The sequence below is a fragment of the Yoonia sp. D2-7 genome (assembly GCF_055809435.1).
In genome coordinates, this window is sequence record NZ_CM147912.1 from 387,147 (window position 1) to 403,081 (window position 15,935).

At 56.2% G+C, this 15,935-nt stretch carries 16 protein-coding genes; 7 read left to right on the forward strand and 9 right to left on the reverse strand.

The window, feature by feature from the left end:
* Positions 1–1,251, reverse strand: coding sequence for an Hsp70 family protein (locus AC0L7R_RS01760; protein WP_473658542.1), 1,251 nt, complete (start codon positions 1,249–1,251; stop codon positions 1–3).
* Between the two features lie 138 nt (positions 1,252–1,389).
* Here AC0L7R_RS01760 and AC0L7R_RS01765 point away from each other — a divergent pair, with 138 nt between their 5' ends.
* The 7 genes from AC0L7R_RS01765 to AC0L7R_RS01795 all read left to right on the forward strand — a co-directional run bounded on the left by AC0L7R_RS01765 (position 1,390) and on the right by AC0L7R_RS01795 (position 5,450).
* Positions 1,390–1,920 (forward strand): P-loop NTPase family protein, encoded by a 531-nt coding sequence (locus AC0L7R_RS01765; RefSeq protein ID WP_473658543.1) that lies wholly within the window; start codon positions 1,390–1,392, stop codon positions 1,918–1,920.
* A gap of 10 nt (positions 1,921–1,930) precedes the next feature.
* On the forward strand, positions 1,931–2,521 hold the full coding sequence (gene pncA / locus AC0L7R_RS01770; RefSeq protein ID WP_473658544.1) for a bifunctional nicotinamidase/pyrazinamidase: 591 nt from the start codon (positions 1,931–1,933) through the stop codon (positions 2,519–2,521).
* Positions 2,522–2,584: 63 nt separating this feature from the next.
* Positions 2,585–3,040, forward strand: coding sequence for a hypothetical protein (locus AC0L7R_RS01775; protein WP_473658545.1), 456 nt, complete (start codon positions 2,585–2,587; stop codon positions 3,038–3,040).
* 1 nt (position 3,041) lies between these two features.
* Positions 3,042–3,620 carry a hypothetical protein gene (locus AC0L7R_RS01780; RefSeq protein ID WP_473658546.1) on the forward strand — a complete coding sequence of 193 codons (579 nt, stop codon included), beginning with the start codon at positions 3,042–3,044 and terminating at the stop codon, positions 3,618–3,620.
* Entirely contained in the window at positions 3,617–4,162 is a 546-nt protein-coding gene (locus tag AC0L7R_RS01785; RefSeq protein WP_473658547.1) for an SCO family protein, read from the forward strand. The genes AC0L7R_RS01780 and AC0L7R_RS01785 overlap by 4 nt, the downstream gene beginning before the upstream one ends.
* 3 nt (positions 4,163–4,165) lie before the next feature.
* Positions 4,166–4,630: a rhodanese-like domain-containing protein gene (locus tag AC0L7R_RS01790; RefSeq protein ID WP_473658548.1), complete on the forward strand. Its 465-nt coding sequence runs from the start codon at positions 4,166–4,168 to the stop codon at positions 4,628–4,630.
* The gene (locus AC0L7R_RS01795; RefSeq protein ID WP_473658549.1) at positions 4,614–5,450 is read left to right on the forward strand and encodes an alpha/beta fold hydrolase; all 837 of its coding nucleotides are present in this window, start codon (positions 4,614–4,616) and stop codon (positions 5,448–5,450) included. The genes AC0L7R_RS01790 and AC0L7R_RS01795 overlap by 17 nt, the downstream gene beginning before the upstream one ends.
* 1 nt (position 5,451) lies before the next feature.
* Here the strand turns inward: AC0L7R_RS01795 and mdoH are convergent, their stop codons facing one another.
* The 8 genes from mdoH to AC0L7R_RS01835 form a co-directional block, all read right to left on the reverse strand.
* Entirely contained in the window at positions 5,452–7,350 is a 1,899-nt protein-coding gene (mdoH, locus tag AC0L7R_RS01800) for a glucans biosynthesis glucosyltransferase MdoH (RefSeq protein ID WP_473658550.1), read from the reverse strand.
* Positions 7,338–8,858, reverse strand: coding sequence for a glucan biosynthesis protein (locus tag AC0L7R_RS01805; RefSeq protein WP_473658551.1), 1,521 nt, complete (start codon positions 8,856–8,858; stop codon positions 7,338–7,340). The genes mdoH and AC0L7R_RS01805 overlap by 13 nt, the downstream gene beginning before the upstream one ends.
* Positions 8,855–10,078, reverse strand: a complete 1,224-nt coding sequence (locus AC0L7R_RS01810; protein ID WP_473658552.1) for an OpgC domain-containing protein — start codon at positions 10,076–10,078, stop codon at positions 8,855–8,857. The genes AC0L7R_RS01805 and AC0L7R_RS01810 overlap by 4 nt, the downstream gene beginning before the upstream one ends.
* A gap of 24 nt (positions 10,079–10,102) precedes the next feature.
* Positions 10,103–11,476: a tetratricopeptide repeat protein gene (locus tag AC0L7R_RS01815; RefSeq protein ID WP_473658553.1), complete on the reverse strand. Its 1,374-nt coding sequence runs from the start codon at positions 11,474–11,476 to the stop codon at positions 10,103–10,105.
* A gap of 149 nt (positions 11,477–11,625) precedes the next feature.
* The gene (locus AC0L7R_RS01820) at positions 11,626–12,807 is read right to left on the reverse strand and encodes a CoA transferase (protein WP_473658554.1); all 1,182 of its coding nucleotides are present in this window, start codon (positions 12,805–12,807) and stop codon (positions 11,626–11,628) included.
* Entirely contained in the window at positions 12,807–14,420 is a 1,614-nt protein-coding gene (locus AC0L7R_RS01825) for a thiamine pyrophosphate-binding protein (RefSeq protein ID WP_473658555.1), read from the reverse strand. Before AC0L7R_RS01825 ends, AC0L7R_RS01820 begins: the two co-directional genes overlap by 1 nt.
* A gap of 28 nt (positions 14,421–14,448) precedes the next feature.
* A complete protein-coding gene (locus tag AC0L7R_RS01830; protein WP_473658556.1) occupies positions 14,449–14,913 on the reverse strand; it encodes a DUF302 domain-containing protein in 465 nt (154 codons plus the stop codon).
* Positions 14,914–14,990: 77 nt separating this feature from the next.
* Positions 14,991–15,845, reverse strand: coding sequence for an EamA family transporter (locus tag AC0L7R_RS01835; RefSeq protein ID WP_473658557.1), 855 nt, complete (start codon positions 15,843–15,845; stop codon positions 14,991–14,993).
* Positions 15,846–15,935 lie beyond the last annotated feature (90 nt).

The window sequence follows — 15,935 nt, forward strand, 5'->3', positions numbered from 1 at the left end:
TTAGCGCCGTCCGTCAGCTGCAGCGGCCGCGATGGCTAGACCACTTGCAACGGCCGTAAATGCTTCGGAATCGACGAAACGTGCATCGGGGAACAGGCCCTGCATTTCGTCGCGGACGACATGCATCAAGCTTGACCCACCCACGAAGACAACGCTGTTTATTTTGTCCGGCGTGATGTCGGCGCGTTGGAGCGTTTCGATCGCGCATTGTCGGATCGCTGCGCCATGGTCCGACAGCGTATCGCGTAGAAGCGTGTTGGTCATTTTGGCCCGCAGATTGGGTTCCAGTACGGATAGATCGATCGCCGCGTCTGACGCGTCGGGCTTGTTCACCATGATCTTGCCGCGTTCCACGGCGAATGCGATGTCGTGTCCCAATTCCAGATCCAGCGTGTCGTACAGCCGCTGAAACAAAGCTTTATCGACGCCCTGTTTCGCAAAAACGGTCGCCATCCTGCGGGTTTCGGCGTTGTATTGAAACGGAATTTTTTCCCAACTGGCCAAGTCGTTATAGATCGCATTGGGGGCAATGTAGGTGCCCGGTCCCATATCATTACGAATTTCTGCACCGCGCCCCAGCAGCGGCATCACGCGCGCAAGGCTGATTGACTTGTCAAAATCCGTTCCGCCAACACGGACGCCATGGGACGCGACGATATTGGTTTCATCGTTTTCGCGCGTGAAGATCGAAAAATCGGACGTCCCGCCGCCAATATCAACAATCAGCCCAAGACCTTTGGTCGTTCCCGCGGCAAGTGCTGCGGCCTCTGGTTCGAACAAAAATTCAACGCTATCAAAGCCTGCGATCCCGTATGCTTCGCGCAGGTCCACCAAGGCTTGTTCATTGCGCGCGGCATCTTTGGAATGAAACAAAACAGGGCGACCGGACACCGCATGCTTTAACGACAATCCGGTCGCTGTTTCGGCGCGTTCGCGGATCGTGCGCAGAAAGCGCGCGACCACCTCAATTAAGGTCAGTGTTTCATAGGCAACCTGACGGCGTTCGCGCATCAACGGTGTGCCAAGTACTGATTTCAACGCACGCATGAAACGGCCTTCGCGCCCGTCGACCAGCGCGGCATTGGCAGCGGATCCGTAGGTCGTCACCTTGCGTTGTGTGTCGAAAAACACCGATGTAGGCAGCGTCGTTTGCCCCGGTTCGACTTCAATCAGATAAGGGCGATCACCCGCCATCACGCCTGCAGCGGTGTTGGAGGTGCCAAAATCAATGCCAAGTGTTTGGGGAAACATGTGCCGCTCCATTGCCGAAAAACGCGGCGATAAATCAATCAACGTGGACTGCCAAGCCCTGTTGGTCTTGTGCGTCGAAAAATTGAAAGGCATGTTCGCCTCATGATTGATTTTGACCCACAAAGAACGGTTCGCTCTATGCGACGCGTTATGATCAACGGCGGGCCGGGGTCAGGTAAAAGCACGCTTGCTCGCGCGCTGGGACAGGCGACTGATCTCCCTGTTTTTCATATGGATCAGATACATCACATGCCCGGCTGGGTGCCACGACCGCTGTCCGAAAAGGTTAAGCTGGCCAATGAAATTGAAGCAAAAGACGCTTGGATTTTTGAAGGGGGGATGTCTGCGACTTATGACAATCGCGCCGCCAATGCCGATACGCTGGTTTGGATCGACTTGCCCGTTGGCCTTCGGTTCTGGCGGGTTTTAAAACGTCTGGTCACGTCTTACGGCAAAACGCGCCCTGATTCCGCACCAAACTGTCCCGAACGGATTGATCGCGACACAGCCGCCTTTTGGAAATGGATCTGGGATACGCGCAAATCCCATCGCGTGCGCCTGTTGCGCATGATCGCCGAACATCCCCATTTGACCGTCATTCACCTAAAAAGCCGTCGGGCCGTGGGTGACTTCTTTGCTCAGATCGGGCAAAATCCGCGCAAGTTTTAAAGGAATAGCCATGCAAGCCCTCATCGTGATCGACGTACAAAATGATTTTTGCCCGGGTGGTGCGCTCGCCGTGGCCGAAGGCGACCTTATCGTGCCCGGTATCAATGCGCTGATGCAGGATTTCGGTGCGGTAGTCTTGACGCAAGACTGGCATCCCGCAGGCCATTCGTCCTTTGCTTCGACGCACGACGCGGCCCCGATGAGCATGATGGACATGCCTTACGGCCCCCAAGTTTTGTGGCCGGATCACTGTATTCAGGGCACCGACGGCGCTGCATTTCATAAGGATTTGAACACGAATGCAGCGGATTTGATCATTCGTAAAGGGTACAATCCGGCCATCGACAGCTATTCGGCATTTTTTGAAAACGACCATGAAACGCCAACGGGTCTGCACGGATATCTGCAAACACGTGGCATCAATGATCTTGTGATGGTTGGCCTTGCGACTGATTTTTGCGTGAATTTCTCTGCGATTGATGCGGCGCAACTTGGCTACAAAGTCACAGTGAACACGTCGCTTTGCCGCGCGATCGACTTCGACGGGTCCTTGGATGTCGCAAAGTCCGGGATGGAAAAGGCTGGCGTCACTCTGTTGTGACTTGCCTTTAATGGGCTGACCTAGGGTACACTGCTGACAATCGCATCGCAGCAGGAGCCCAATATGAAACATATCCAAAAGCTAGCCGCGCTTATGGCCGTTATAGCTGGCCCTGCCGCCGCCGCTGACGAAGGCACGCGTGTCCAAATCACCGGCGAGATAATGGATACGTGGTGCTATTTTTCGGGCGTGATGGGTGGTCCTGACGCCGTCGTCGGCACCGCGCACCACACCTGTGCCTTGTGGTGTTCGGCGGGGGGTATTCCGGTTGGTTTGCTCGGTGATGACGGCACGGTTTACATGGTTCTCAAGATCGAAGACGACGACGAAAGTGCGGGTGGTGACACCCAACTGCGCCTCGCCAGTCACACGGTCACGGCTGATGGGATGCTGTATGAACGTGACGGCCTGAATTATTTGGTGGTCGAAGAAGTCGTCGAAGACTTTGATATCCAAGTCTTTAATGCCGAAGGCTACGGAACGGTTCCGCCTTTCGCCATTCCGGAAGGGGATCGTTAAGATGTGGAAGTCTATACTCGTCCTGAACACATTCCTCGCAGCGCCTGCATGGGCGCAAGATGTCAATTTCGAAGAAGGATCAGAAGCACTATCTTGGAACCTTTATGCTGAATACCCCGCACGTTTCGAAGCAACGGTCGTTGATCTGTTGTGCGAGGTCGCGGGTCAATGCACGGACAACTGCGGCGATGGACGACGCCAGTTAGGTCTGCTGCGTAGCGTTGATGGTGTCTTGGTCTACCCGAACAAAAACAGTCAAACCGTCTTTTCCGGTGCGACTGTCGAACTGCTGCCCTACTGCGGTCAAAACGTCGAAGTTGACGGTTTAGAACTCTACGATGAAGACTTGGGTGCGGTGAACATCTACCTCGTCCAGAAAATCAGGCGGGTTGGCGAAGACGAATGGGTCACCGCGAACAACTGGACGAAAAACTGGGCAGAAGAAAATCCAGATGCAGCGGGACGGGGCCCGTGGTTCCGTCGGGACCCGCGCGTCTTGGCTGAAATCGCTTCTGAAGGGTATTTTGGCCTCGGCATTGCCGAAGATGAAGCCCTGAAAGATGTGGTATTCCCAGAATGAACCGTCTCGCCATTCTATTTGCGCTGATGCCCATGTTGGCGTCTGGACAGGGGCTGCCGTTCTTGGTCGGCGGCGCTTACGCACTGACGGATCAAAATGGCGCGCAACGGACACAGGTTGATCCCGACGGGCACGCGCAATTGTTGTTCTTCGGCTATGCGAATTGTTTGCAAATCTGTTCGTCAGTGCTGCCGCAAATGGCTGATATCACGGATGAACTGGCGACAGATGGACACATCGTTCGCCCAATCATGATCACCGTTGATCCAGAAATAGACACTGTCGATACACTGGGCCCTGCGCTCACGACGTACCACGACGCATTCGTCGGCTTGACCGGCACCGAAGCTGAACTGCAGGTGGCCTACGACGCCTTTTCGGTGGAAAAAGAGTTCCTGTTCGATGACCCCGAATACGGGCCGGTCTACGCGCATGGCAGCTTCATCTATCTGCTCGACGGCGATGGAACGACACTGACGTTGATCCCACCGGTGCTGTCGGATGACGAAATCATCGCGATAATTTCAAAGTATATAGGCTAATTCATGGACAGACGTGCGTTTCTTGGGGGCGGGGCTTTGGTCCTTTTATCCGCCGGTGGTTTTGTTGCCGCTGACGGGCAAAACTTGTTCTACTCCGCCATTACCGAAGATTTCCCGGGTGGAATCCTCACAGCTCCAGAGGCGTTCGATCAGACTTCGCGGGGCGAAATCACGTTGATCGATATCCGCCGTCCTGATGAATGGGCGCGGACGGGATCGGGGGAAGGCGCGCACCGGATTGATCTACGCGACGACGATTTTGCGGCGCGTGTCCAAGCAGCAGCTGGCGGCGATCTGAATGCGCCCGTTGCGTTGATTTGCGCCCGTGGCGTGCGGTCGGCACGGGTATCGAACCAGCTTATCCAAGCCGGTTTCACCAACATCATCGACATTCCCGAGGGGATGTTAGGCTCGGCCGCAGGGCCGGGATGGATCGCGCGAGGATTGCCGCTTGTCACAGATAACTAAAGGCGCTGCAGCGCTGTGCTTGACGCTTGTTGGGTCAACGGCACAGGCTGGGTGTGGCCCCGACCCCGATCCATGCGACGTGCCTTTGGGCACCTATCACATCGCGCTGCCTGACACCGCGAATGGTCCAATTCCCGCGCTGATGTTCTTGCACGGTGCAGGCGGGTCCGGCACGGGTTCGACCCGGTCTGGCGGCATGGCCGATAATCTTAACAGTCGCGGTTACGCCGTCATTGGCCCGAACGGTTTGCAGCGCGAAAACACGCGTTTTGGCCCAGGTTGGTCATTTCACCCCGATCGTCCGCAACAACGCGACGAAATGGCGTTTCTGCTGCAAGTCGCTGAAGATGCAGCTTCGCGGTTTGGGGTGGATCGCGATGCGATCGTCCTTGGTGGGTTTTCGATTGGCGGTTCAATGACCAGCTATATCGCCTGTGACGATCCGACCGCGTTTGCGGCCTATGTGCCCGTTGGTGGCAGCTTTTGGCGACCGCACCCTGTGGATTGCGCAGGGCCTGTACAACTGCTGCATACGCATGGCTGGAAAGACAAAACCGTGCCGTTAGAAGGCCGCCCATTGGGGAATGGCACTATCCTGCAAGGGGATGTTTGGCATGCAATGGGTCTGTGGCGTGCGGAAAATGGGTGCGATGGGCTGCGGGCCGACACCTTTGACACGTCAGGTGATTTTTGGGTGCGAACTTGGGAGGAATGCGATGCAGGCACAGCGCTTGAATTCGTCTTGCATCCCGGCGGTCACGGTATCCCGCGCGGTTGGTCAACCTACATGCTAGACTGGTTCGAAGCGCTGTCTGATTGATCTATTCAGCGGCGATGCCATTTTCAGGCGTCGCCAGCACAGCTGCAAAACGCTGCCGTTCCGCCATTGCCACGCGAATAATGCGCGGGGCATTCAGGTGTTCGGGCGTCCCCATTTGCCGACCGGACCAGCCTTTTGCACCAAGGTTCACACCGCTCAGTGCCGACAGCGGCACAGCGCCAATCAGGCTGATCGCAATCGGCAAAAGCCAAAGCGTGACAAGGCCTTGGGTCATGCCCGCGATCATCGCGGCCCCCATGATCGTTTCAACGATGTGGAACTTGATCATCACGCCAAGGCTATATGTGCCGCCCCGTCGTTGCTGTGGGTTCCACTTTTCCTGATATCCGATCGCTGTGCGAAGGACTGCAATCGTCTGCTGAACCATCATGATTGGCGCGTACAAAATCGACAGCATGATCTCGGCGACTAAAGACCCCAAAAACTGGAATAGCCCGCCCATGTCGCGCATCGTGATGCCCGAACGAGACGCCGCAGCGGCGCTCATCAGTTTGGGCGCCAGCAGCATTCCGTACATAAATGCCAAGATCGCGAGCGAATTTGCGGTCGACATAACCGGCCAGCTCACCTGCGGATCAAAGCCGGAAAAATAGCGGATCGCGTTGGTTTCTTGGCCATTACCGACCAAAGCCCACACCAGCAACAAGGCGAACCATGCAGGCGACATCAGATAACCCATTGCGCCGCTAATCAAATGAAACCGCGACACGGCGTGAAATCCACGGGACCCTAGCAGACCGAGGTGCTGCAGGTTCCCCTGACACCAGCGGCGGTCGCGAAGGACATAGTCAATCAACGTCGCAGGGACTTCTTCATAGGACCCGCCGATGCGCGGCAAGAACCGAACAGACCAGCCAGCACGGCGCAGCAGCCCCGCTTCGATAAAGTCGTGGGAAAGGATCAAGCGCCCGTTGCCCTTACGGTTTTTCACCTTTGGCAGACCGGCGCAGGACGCAAACGCGGCCGACCGGATGATTGCGTTATGCCCCCAGTAGTTGCCTTCGCGGTCGGTCCATTTGGCCAAACCTTCGGCCAACGCAGCGCCGTAAACGCGGTTCGAAAACTGTTGGACTCGACCAAAAACGGACTGTGCGCCGAACAATGTCGGGAACGATTGGATCAACCCAGCCGAAGGATCACACGCCAACGCATCGGTCAGGCCGATAATCGCTTCGCCAGCCATCAAACTGTCGGCGTCCAGCACCAACATGGCGTCATACGCGCCGCCCCAGTTTTCGATCCAGTCTGCCAGATTGCCAACTTTACGATCCACATTCTCGATACGGCGGCGATAAAATACTTCGCTGCCAAGACCCATTTGGGCGCGCAGTGCCAAAAACGCCCGTTCTTCTTGGTCCGCAATCACAGGATCACGCGTGTCGGACAGGATAAACAAATCAAAGCTATGAACGTGTTGTTGTTCGTCCAAAGCCTGCAACATCGCGGCCGCATTACCGAACACGTCCGCGGTGTCTTCGTTGTAAACAGGGATCAGCAAGGCGACCTTCATCGCGGGCACCGGGCCGTCGTGCGCGATGCGCGGGCGCGCCCACAGCAGGTTCGCAACGCCAAGAAACGACGTGCTGACAGACAGTGCGATCCAGAAGAACGTGAAAGCGATCAGGGCGATCACGACCCCTTCAAAGGCCGAAAACCCGTCCATCGCGAACCAGTCCGTGAAGGCCGCGATCAACGCGCAAGTTGCTGCGATTGCTGGCAAAAACGTTGCTGCCCGCCACCAGACCGTACGTGATTTTGCCGTGCCCTGCGCAGGGGCGGTCGCATCCCGATAGGGCTGGTCCAGTGACTGGATCGGCATCGCACGCGCAGCTTCGGATGGCATCCATCCGGCTTGGTTTTGGCGGTCTAGATCGTCCATCTATAAAGCCATACCTCGCTGACAGGGGTTCCGTTCACATGCATTTGCGCCCGCATTTCCACGGCCTGCGCATCGCCCGGCAATAGCGAAAAGGCAAGCCGTACGCCGCCAGTGCCAGGATTGCGCTGCAATATGCCTGGAGAAATCTCTCCGGTATTTGATCTGATCGTCAGGCTGACCTCGTCCAGGTCGTCCGGCAAATCCGGGTGATCGGTGAAATCGATAGCGAAGACGGTTTTGACCTGATCGAACCCTTTACCAACGCGGGTGTTCGTCACGCGCGCCACCTCTGGCAGACCTGTCGGTTCATCGCCCCACGCCATCGTATAGCTGAACCGATGCTCGGACCCCGTCATCAACGGTTCCGACGGACGCCAGTACGCTACGATGTTGTCGTAGATTTCCTTGTCCGCGGGAATTTCGACAAGTTCCACGACACCTTTTCCCCAACCTTCTCTTGGGGTGATCCACAAAGACGGACGGCTCTCGTAATGCGCTTCAAGATCGGCGTAGTCATCTGCGGTCCGGTTCCGCTGCATCAGACCAAAGCCCTGCGGGTCCATGTCGGTGAAAGACGACACTTGTACGCGAGTCGGGTTCGCCAACGGCCGCCATATCTTTTCGCCGTTACCGTTCAGGATCAGCAAACCTTCGCTGTCATGCACGGCGGGACGGAAATCATCAAAACGGTTCCGGTTCGTTTCATCAAACAAGAACATTGACGTCAGCGGGCCGACCCCGACATGCATCAGATCAACACGCGGAAACAGCGTTGCGTCAACGTCCATGACGGTCGGTTCACCAACGTCACCATGACCAATGCGGAACGTGTAGGCACCAGTCGTAGACGGCCCATCCAGCAGGGCATGCACGACATATTCGGTATCGCCGGGCTTCGCGGCTTCGATCCAGAATTTCGTGAAATCTGGAAATTCTTCGCCATTCGGATCGCCCGTGCGCAAGGCAAGACCACGCGCGGATAGTCCGTAAGTTTGACCGTTCCCGATCGCACGGAAATAGGACGCACCTTGGAACACGACGAATTCTTCAAAAATATCAGGTCTGTTCAGCGCAGCACGCAGCCGGAACCCAGAATAACCCATCGTATCGCCAATCGGCAGATCGGGGAATTCGTCGGTGGTATCAAACAGGTTAATGTCAAAACCGAGCGTCTTGGCCATACCGTCTTCGACAAGGTTCACCTGCGCGGGACGCGGGACATAAAGGCCAGCGTTAAACAGGTCCATTTTCAGCGGACGATCTTCATCGACCCAGATGCCGTTGCGCGGATCGAACCAGATGTGGGCAAACTGATCATAGGTCAGATCAAGCCATTCCTGCGGGATTTGCGGCACAGGTTCATACGCAGATTGGGCCAGCGTACGGGCCATATCAACGACAGTGTCGGGCGTGAATGGGGCCTCTGCGATCACCAATTCAGGCTTGGCCCATGCGGGGCAAGCGGCGGCAGCGGCCATGCTGGCAAGAAGAGCGCGTCGTGAAATCATCCTGTTGCAGACTTTCTCCAAGGTTGGCTTTTGAACCAAGCGGCGGTGTAGGCGATGAACACTAAGAAGGCCCATCCAAGAATATTTCCGGCAGCGACCATCGTGTGTGACTTGAAGGCCGTGACATCATCAGCCGTCGTTCCTGTTTCAGTAAGGATCGCCCCTACAAAAATCGAGAGCATCATCGACACGATAAACACGGCAAGCGATTGTTGGCCGACTTTCGTCAGCAACGCGATCAGTGTTTCGCCGATCCTTGCCAACACGTTGCGGCCCGTGATGATCAAACGCCGTCCACCATCGCCAGCGACCGCATAGGCAAGGTAAGCAAGCGCCAGAAAATGGGTGTAACGGGCAAGACCGAAATCGGTTTTTGTCACCAAATGCGGATTGGCGCGGCGCCAATCACCGGCCCAGCTAAACCCCCATTCGCGTATTGCGACGTGCGATAGCGTCATCATGCCAAGCACGATAATCGCAGCGATCGTCACCAGCACGGCGTTCACCGGCGGGCGTGGAATCCAACCGCGCACCAGCGCGAAACCTGTGAAAAACACCAATTGCCACGCGAACGGGTTAAAAAACCACGGCCTATCGCTCGTCAAAGAGGCGGGAAGGGATACGGCAAATTGTTCAATCCCAAGCATCATCATGATACGTGTTTGCGCAATAAACCAAAGGGCGGCACAGAACGCGAAAGCCAGCCCAACATGCACCGACGCTAGCCCCATAACGATCGGCATCATCAGCAGGATGGCGATATACATCGGCAAAATGTCGAAATAGTTCGGCACATAGGTCAGGGTCAGCAGCCCGAACAGATGGTCCTTAGTATCGTTGAAAAACTGACCAAGATTCAAACTATTCACGTAGTTCTTTTCGAACCCGAAACTGTCGAGCGCGATCAGCATGAACGCCAAAGCGAAGAACAAACAGATATGCGCCCAATAGACCTGCCAGCACCGGAAAAGCACCCGCGCGGTGCCCAAAACCCAGCCGCGCCGGTCATAACTGCCGCCAAATGCAATGGCTGATGCCATGCCCGAACAGAACACGAAGATTTCTGTCGCGTCAGAAAATCCGAAACGACCGGGAATCCAGTCGCCCCAGAAATTTCCGGGCGTGTGCGACGTGAAAATGATCAACATCGCGATCCCGCGATAAAAATCGAGCCGCGGATCGCGCACGCGTGGGGGCATTGAAGAAGAGGCAGTGGCCATCAAAGGGTGTCCTTGGATCCGGTTTTATTGGGCCGGAAAACGGGCAGCAACACCAGCGGCGGCACGGCCCTTTGAAATCAAGGACCGGCGTGCAGCGGCATAGCCATCTTCGTGGCCATTCCGACGCATTGTACGGGCGGCAAGGATGTCTTCGGCTTCGTCCAAGTAGCCAGCGCGAATACCACTGTCGATAGTTAATCGTTCAAAAACATCACGCTGGGCATGTGACCCACCGGCATCTTGCATGGTTTTGCGCGCACGGGCGAGATTGACGAAGGCTTTGTCAAATTCTGCCTCGCCAAAGGCCTCCAGCCCAACGGCCGCGGCAACGCCGGGGGCGGCCATAGCTTTTTGCATGTCGTTTTTGCTCTCGGATGCATCGCGGTGCAAACGTCCCAAAAGCGTCGCGATCTCGGTTTCGCGGTTGTCGCCAACAAGGGCGAGCATGTAGTGCAGATCAGCGAAGATCAGACAGCCATCTTCGGTACGGTTCGCCGACAGATCAGCCAGTTCTTCCCAGCGATCACCGACATTGACCCCGTCCAATTCCAACCGAGACAGAAGCGATGTCGCGTTAGAAATATCGCGGTAGTCATCCGTTTTGTCCTGACGGATTTCACGGTCATACAGGTCCAAAACGGTTTCATGCTGGCCCAGATCTAAGTGCATCAACGCCTTGTGCCACCACACGTGGTAGCGGAAGTTGTTACAATGGGACCACGCGTTTTCACGCCCTGTTAGCCATTCGATCCCGCCTGCGGCATCCGCTGTCATATCGTGCACGTGGGCAACCGCGTGCAAACCCCACGCATCGTCAGGCGAAATCAGCATACCTTCGCGACCAACCGACTTCGCGCGGGAATAATCGCCTGTTTCTTCCAGCGCAAAAGCGTAGCACCCCATTAAATACCCGCGACCCGGATGATCAGGACCATAAGCAGGCATCACCTTTTCCAGCATCTGGCGCATGCCGACGTTATCGCCGACGACAAAACGTGTGGCGTGATCAAGTTTGACTGCAAGAATATCGTCCGGTGCGGCAGCAATGATCGCTTCGAAATGAACCAGCGCGGCCTTTGGCTGTCCAACAACCCAACAGGCCAGTGCGTCAATGAAATGCTGTTCTCTGGTGCTGACCGGCGTGGCTTGCGCGGCGGCACGGGCGGCGGCGAGCGCTTCAATCGCGGTTTCCATCAACTCGCGGCGCCCCAAAAGCGTGTAGAACATTCCCTTCACGGCCTGCGCTAAGGCAAAATCGGGTGCCGCGGTCAGCGCGTCACCCAAATGATTGGGCGTTGCTGCGCCGTGCGCCAAAAACGCTAACTGTGTCTTGTTCCACGCGTCCAAAGCGGGGCCCGCAGCCACGGTCGTTGTTTGGCCAAAAATATCCTGCGTCATGCGTTCGTCCCGTTCTACAAAAAGATACTACACGGACACGCCGCGCTTCTGTTAAGTCTGACATACAGGGTGTGCAGCAAGATTTAATCTCACAGACCCGTGAATAACGGACCTGTTATCTCGGTGACAGCGGGTAAGTGATTGTTAAATCAGCTTTTCGGCTGAATTTCGCCTAAAACGTGTTCTGTGTCCTGCCCGAAATGTGGGGGCGGGCGACGATAGGTTACAGGGGTTTTCGACAATTTCAGGGGATTCCCGATGACCCGCACTTCACCGTCTTTCGTATCTTCACACGGAATCGTCGCGATCATGTCGCGGGCTTTGACCTGATCACTGCCAAAAACCTGATCCAACGTTTGCACAGGACCAACAGGCACTTTGCGTTCCTCGAGCCCCGCAATCACGTCATCCATCGGCAGCGCTGCCAAAAGCGGAATGATTTTCGCGAGAAGACTGTCACGGTTTTCAATGCGCGCCGGATTGGTTGCATACATCGGATCATCGGCCAGATGCGCGACGTCCAGAAATTCGCAAAACCGGCGAAACTGACTATCGTTTCCGACCGCTGCAATCACGTGACCGTCGTTGGTCGCAAAAACCTGATAGGGCACGATATTGGGATGACCGTTGCCACGCCGTTTCGGCAATTCGCCGGTCGTCAGGTGGTTGACGCCTTCATTAATCAGCCACGCGATCTGACTGTCGACAAGGGCGACGTCGATATGTTGGCCTTCACCGGTTTTGTCGCGGTGACGTAGCGCCGCCAAAATCCCGATGGTCGCATACATGCCGCACATCACGTCGGCGATCCCAACACCAACCTTCATCGGCTCCCCGTCCGGCACGCCAGTCAGGGACATCATGCCACCAAAACCTTGCGCCATCAGGTCGTACCCCGGTTTGTTCGCATTCGGTCCGGTTTGACCGAACCCAGAAATCGAACAATAGACAAGACCCGGATCATTCTCGAGCATCGTCGCAGCATCAAGCCCGTATTTGGCAAGTCCGCCGGGTTTGAAATTCTCGATGACAACATCACATTCTGCGGCCAAAGCGCGGATCGTGTCTTGGCCTTCGGGTGTCGCGATATCAACGGCCACGGACAGCTTGTTACGGTTCGCGCACATGAAATATGCGCTCAGGTCAGTTGGTTCACCATCCGAACCTTCGGCAAAAGGTGGCCCCCAACTGCGTGTATCATCTCCGCCAGTACCGGGGTTTTCAATCTTTAACACTTCAGCGCCAAGATCACCTAACAATTGCGTACACGTCGGGCCCGCCAAAATACGGGTCAGATCAAGGATACGCAGACCATCCAGTGCACCCGCCATCAGATACGTCCATCATATGCATGTTTGTCGATCACAGCCGCGATCAACGTGTAATTGTCAGCTGTTTGCGCCGCCTCTAATGCAGCGCGTAGTTCCGTCCTATTTGTTACAGTTGCACCATGTCCGCCAAACGCGCGCCCGATGGCGGCATAGTCATGGCCCCTGAAATCAACGCCATTGTTCTCCAACTTACGACCGCGTTGTTTCAAATCAATTAACGCGAGCGATTGATCGACAAACACGACGAAAATCGTGTTTTGGGCATTTTCAGCCGCAGTTGACAGATCACCAGCCACCATCAGCAACCCGGCATCGCCAGAAAAACTAACTACAGTGCGCTCAGGCGCGGCGAGTTTGGCTCCAATGGCAAGCGGCACCGCGCATCCCATCGTGCAAAGCGCGGTTGATTGCAGCAAGGTCCGCGGGTCGGCGCATTCCCACATCTGCGACAGCAAAATCCGGTGCGCCCCACTATCAACGGTCGCAATCGTGTCCATCGGCAATGCGTCGCGACATTCAGCAATCACAGCGCCGGGGCCCCATTCTTCATCACGGGGAAAAGCGGCGGAAAGCGCTGTCTTTACGTCCGCAATTTCACCGTCTGGCCATGTCGTGCAAGGCGGAATGCCTTCGGATAAGGCGGCAAGCGTAGCGCCCGTGTCGGCAATAAAGCTAAGCGTGGCTTGGTGCATAAAGTGATGGTTGGGCGCTGCTGTAATATCAATGACATTCGTCACCATCGGATCCCACGCATTCTGCCAACCGGGTCGCATTTCAATGGGATCATAGCCGACACAAATGATCAGGTCGGCCTCGTCAACGAAGGGCAACAAGTGTTTGTCGGCCAAAGGCGATAGGCCAGCACCGCCAAGACAAAGCGGGTGATCCTCAGGCAAAACGCCTTTCGCCTTGTAGGTCGTGATGACAGGAACGCCGTGAATTTCGGCAAACGCGCGGAGTGTTTCGGTGGATTTGTCTTTGATAACATCCAGACCAACAATCATCACCGGACGGCTGGCCTCGGCAAGCCAATCGCGTGCGGTGTTCAAATCGGTTCCGATGGGAACAACATCACTCGCAACAGCGCGGCGGAACGGTGCAGGCACGGCAGGGGCGTCCGCAACCGAAATCGGCACGTCGATTTGCACAGGGCCAGAACGCCCTTCAGTCGCGATACCAACCGCTTTTTCGGCGATAATCCCGGCGGCAGCAGCATCCAGCGTGAACGTTGCCTTTGTGATCGGGTCGAAAACCTTCCGATGATCAAGCACTTGGTGGGTGTATTGTTCGGCCTCCGCGGCATCGACACAGCCCGTCAGCACGATCAATGGAACACGATCCTGTTCCGCGTTCGCAACAACGTTCACGCCGTTCATCGCACCTGGACCAACTGTCGCGACCAAGATCGCAGGCGCGCCGTCCACGTGATGCACCCCTTCGGCCATAAAACCGGCGGCATTTTCGTGCCGTGCCAGATGAAACTGAATGCCGGCGGCCTCCAACGCGTCGATCAGCGTCAAAACTTCGCCACCGGGCATGCCGAATGCGTGCCGGCACCCTGCTTCATACAATCGACGGGCAAGCACATCAGCGGCGCGCAAAGTCTCGGTCATGTTGTATCCTTGATCTGTTTAGAATGTCTTAGCGGGCGGCGGTGGCAATCGCCAGAAAAATGGCGTCCAACTCGGTCGCGGCGGCCAAGAGATCGGGCTCTGCGTCATCGGCATAGGGGGCGAACACAAACGAAGGTGTCTTATAAGACAGGGTCGCAGCGGCATCTTCTGTCTCGGTAAGATAGAACCGGATCGGGGCTTCGATCATCGCAGGCGTGGACAGATTTAGGATGCGGACGGCGAACAGATTGTTGAAAACCCCAACGACACGGTTATTGGGAATCGTGATGCCACGGTTCGCAGCAGCACCAGTCGGGCCCGCTTGGGTCACGACGGCCATCTGATTGGCGCTGACCGCCTCGCGCAAATCGCTCAGCAAAACATCAAAAGGTTTGTCACTATGCATAACAACCCAACCATCGCGCGGGGTCACGGATTGGGCCATCGCAGAGGCGGACCAGAGGGCAAGTATCGCAATCAAAACCAAACGCATCGGGACTTCCTTTGTTATCAGGCCTCTTGCATCCATTACTTCGTGCGTTTGGTAAATTCACGTTTGCGACAGATCGCCTATTTCGCGCGGCCCGCCGCCCAGATTGAACCGGCACCAGCGGTGATAATCACGGCGAGGCCCATCAAGGCAATTGAATCGGGCCATTCGCCAAAGAATAGGAACCCAAAGACAGTCGCGATGATGATCTGGCTATAGATCAATGGGGCGATCACGGATGCCTCTGCCGCGCGATTCGCGTGCACAAGCAACAGGTTACCGATCGCCGACCCCATCGCGCTGATTGTGATGTATCCGACAAAGGGCAACGTCAATGACGGCAGCGGCGCGATCGCGAGCGGGGCCAAGACAATGGAACCGATGACAAGCTGCGAAAACAGCAAAAACCGTGGGCGATAGGATCCTGCCAACCACCGCGTCGCGACAAGGTAGCTGCCGTGGAAAACGCCAGCCAGCAACGCAAATCCAAGACCCGGTGTCATCCCAAATCCCGGCTTCACGACCAACAAAACACCGCCAAAGCTGACCAACAACAGAACCGTGCGGGGGATCGTTACCTTTTCCTTAAGGAATATGGCGGACAGTGCATAAGAAATGATCGGCCCAACAAAGAAACCGCCAAACACAGTCGCCAGCTGTTCGGTCTTGAGCGCGGTCAAGATTGACGCGATCCCCCCTGCGATCAGGCAGGCGCGAAACATCAACGCGGGTTTCAGCAAAAGCCGCATTTCGCCTTTTTGAAGGCCGACGACTGGGGCAAGTAGGACGGCCGCCAAGGCAAAACGCGTCCAGGCTACGAAAAATTGTGAAAATCCCGCACTGGTCAACATCCGACCGGCCACATCACCACCAACGATCAGGATCATCGCACCGACAACCATGGCGACCACGCGAAGCTGAAATGAACCCGTCATGTTTTATCCTTCAAAATCAGCTGCACACTCTGCTTTGCCCCGACTGTGGTCAAGCGCCCTTCGTACAGCGTCAGACGCAAATCCCCGATG

Bases quoted from the DNA above. Each gene is read 5' to 3' on its own strand.
- AC0L7R_RS01835 (WP_473658557.1), bottom strand. From the start codon at position 15,845: ATGACGGGTTCATTTCAGCTTCGCGTGGTCGCCATGGTTGTCGGTGCG.
- AC0L7R_RS01780 (WP_473658546.1), top strand. From the start codon at position 3,042: ATGTGGAAGTCTATACTCGTCCTGAACACATTCCTCGCAGCGCCTGCA.
- AC0L7R_RS01810 (WP_473658552.1), bottom strand. From the start codon at position 10,078: ATGGCCACTGCCTCTTCTTCAATGCCCCCACGCGTGCGCGATCCGCGG.
- AC0L7R_RS01765 (WP_473658543.1), top strand. From the start codon at position 1,390: ATGCGACGCGTTATGATCAACGGCGGGCCGGGGTCAGGTAAAAGCACG.
- AC0L7R_RS01775 (WP_473658545.1), top strand. From the start codon at position 2,585: ATGAAACATATCCAAAAGCTAGCCGCGCTTATGGCCGTTATAGCTGGC.
- AC0L7R_RS01805 (WP_473658551.1), bottom strand. From the start codon at position 8,858: ATGATTTCACGACGCGCTCTTCTTGCCAGCATGGCCGCTGCCGCCGCT.
- pncA (WP_473658544.1), top strand. From the start codon at position 1,931: ATGCAAGCCCTCATCGTGATCGACGTACAAAATGATTTTTGCCCGGGT.
- AC0L7R_RS01760 (WP_473658542.1), bottom strand. From the start codon at position 1,251: ATGTTTCCCCAAACACTTGGCATTGATTTTGGCACCTCCAACACCGCT.
- mdoH (WP_473658550.1), bottom strand. From the start codon at position 7,350: ATGGACGATCTAGACCGCCAAAACCAAGCCGGATGGATGCCATCCGAA.
- AC0L7R_RS01815 (WP_473658553.1), bottom strand. From the start codon at position 11,476: ATGACGCAGGATATTTTTGGCCAAACAACGACCGTGGCTGCGGGCCCC.
- AC0L7R_RS01820 (WP_473658554.1), bottom strand. From the start codon at position 12,807: ATGGCGGGTGCACTGGATGGTCTGCGTATCCTTGATCTGACCCGTATT.
- AC0L7R_RS01785 (WP_473658547.1), top strand. From the start codon at position 3,617: ATGAACCGTCTCGCCATTCTATTTGCGCTGATGCCCATGTTGGCGTCT.
- AC0L7R_RS01830 (WP_473658556.1), bottom strand. From the start codon at position 14,913: ATGCGTTTGGTTTTGATTGCGATACTTGCCCTCTGGTCCGCCTCTGCG.
- AC0L7R_RS01825 (WP_473658555.1), bottom strand. From the start codon at position 14,420: ATGACCGAGACTTTGCGCGCCGCTGATGTGCTTGCCCGTCGATTGTAT.
- AC0L7R_RS01790 (WP_473658548.1), top strand. From the start codon at position 4,166: ATGGACAGACGTGCGTTTCTTGGGGGCGGGGCTTTGGTCCTTTTATCC.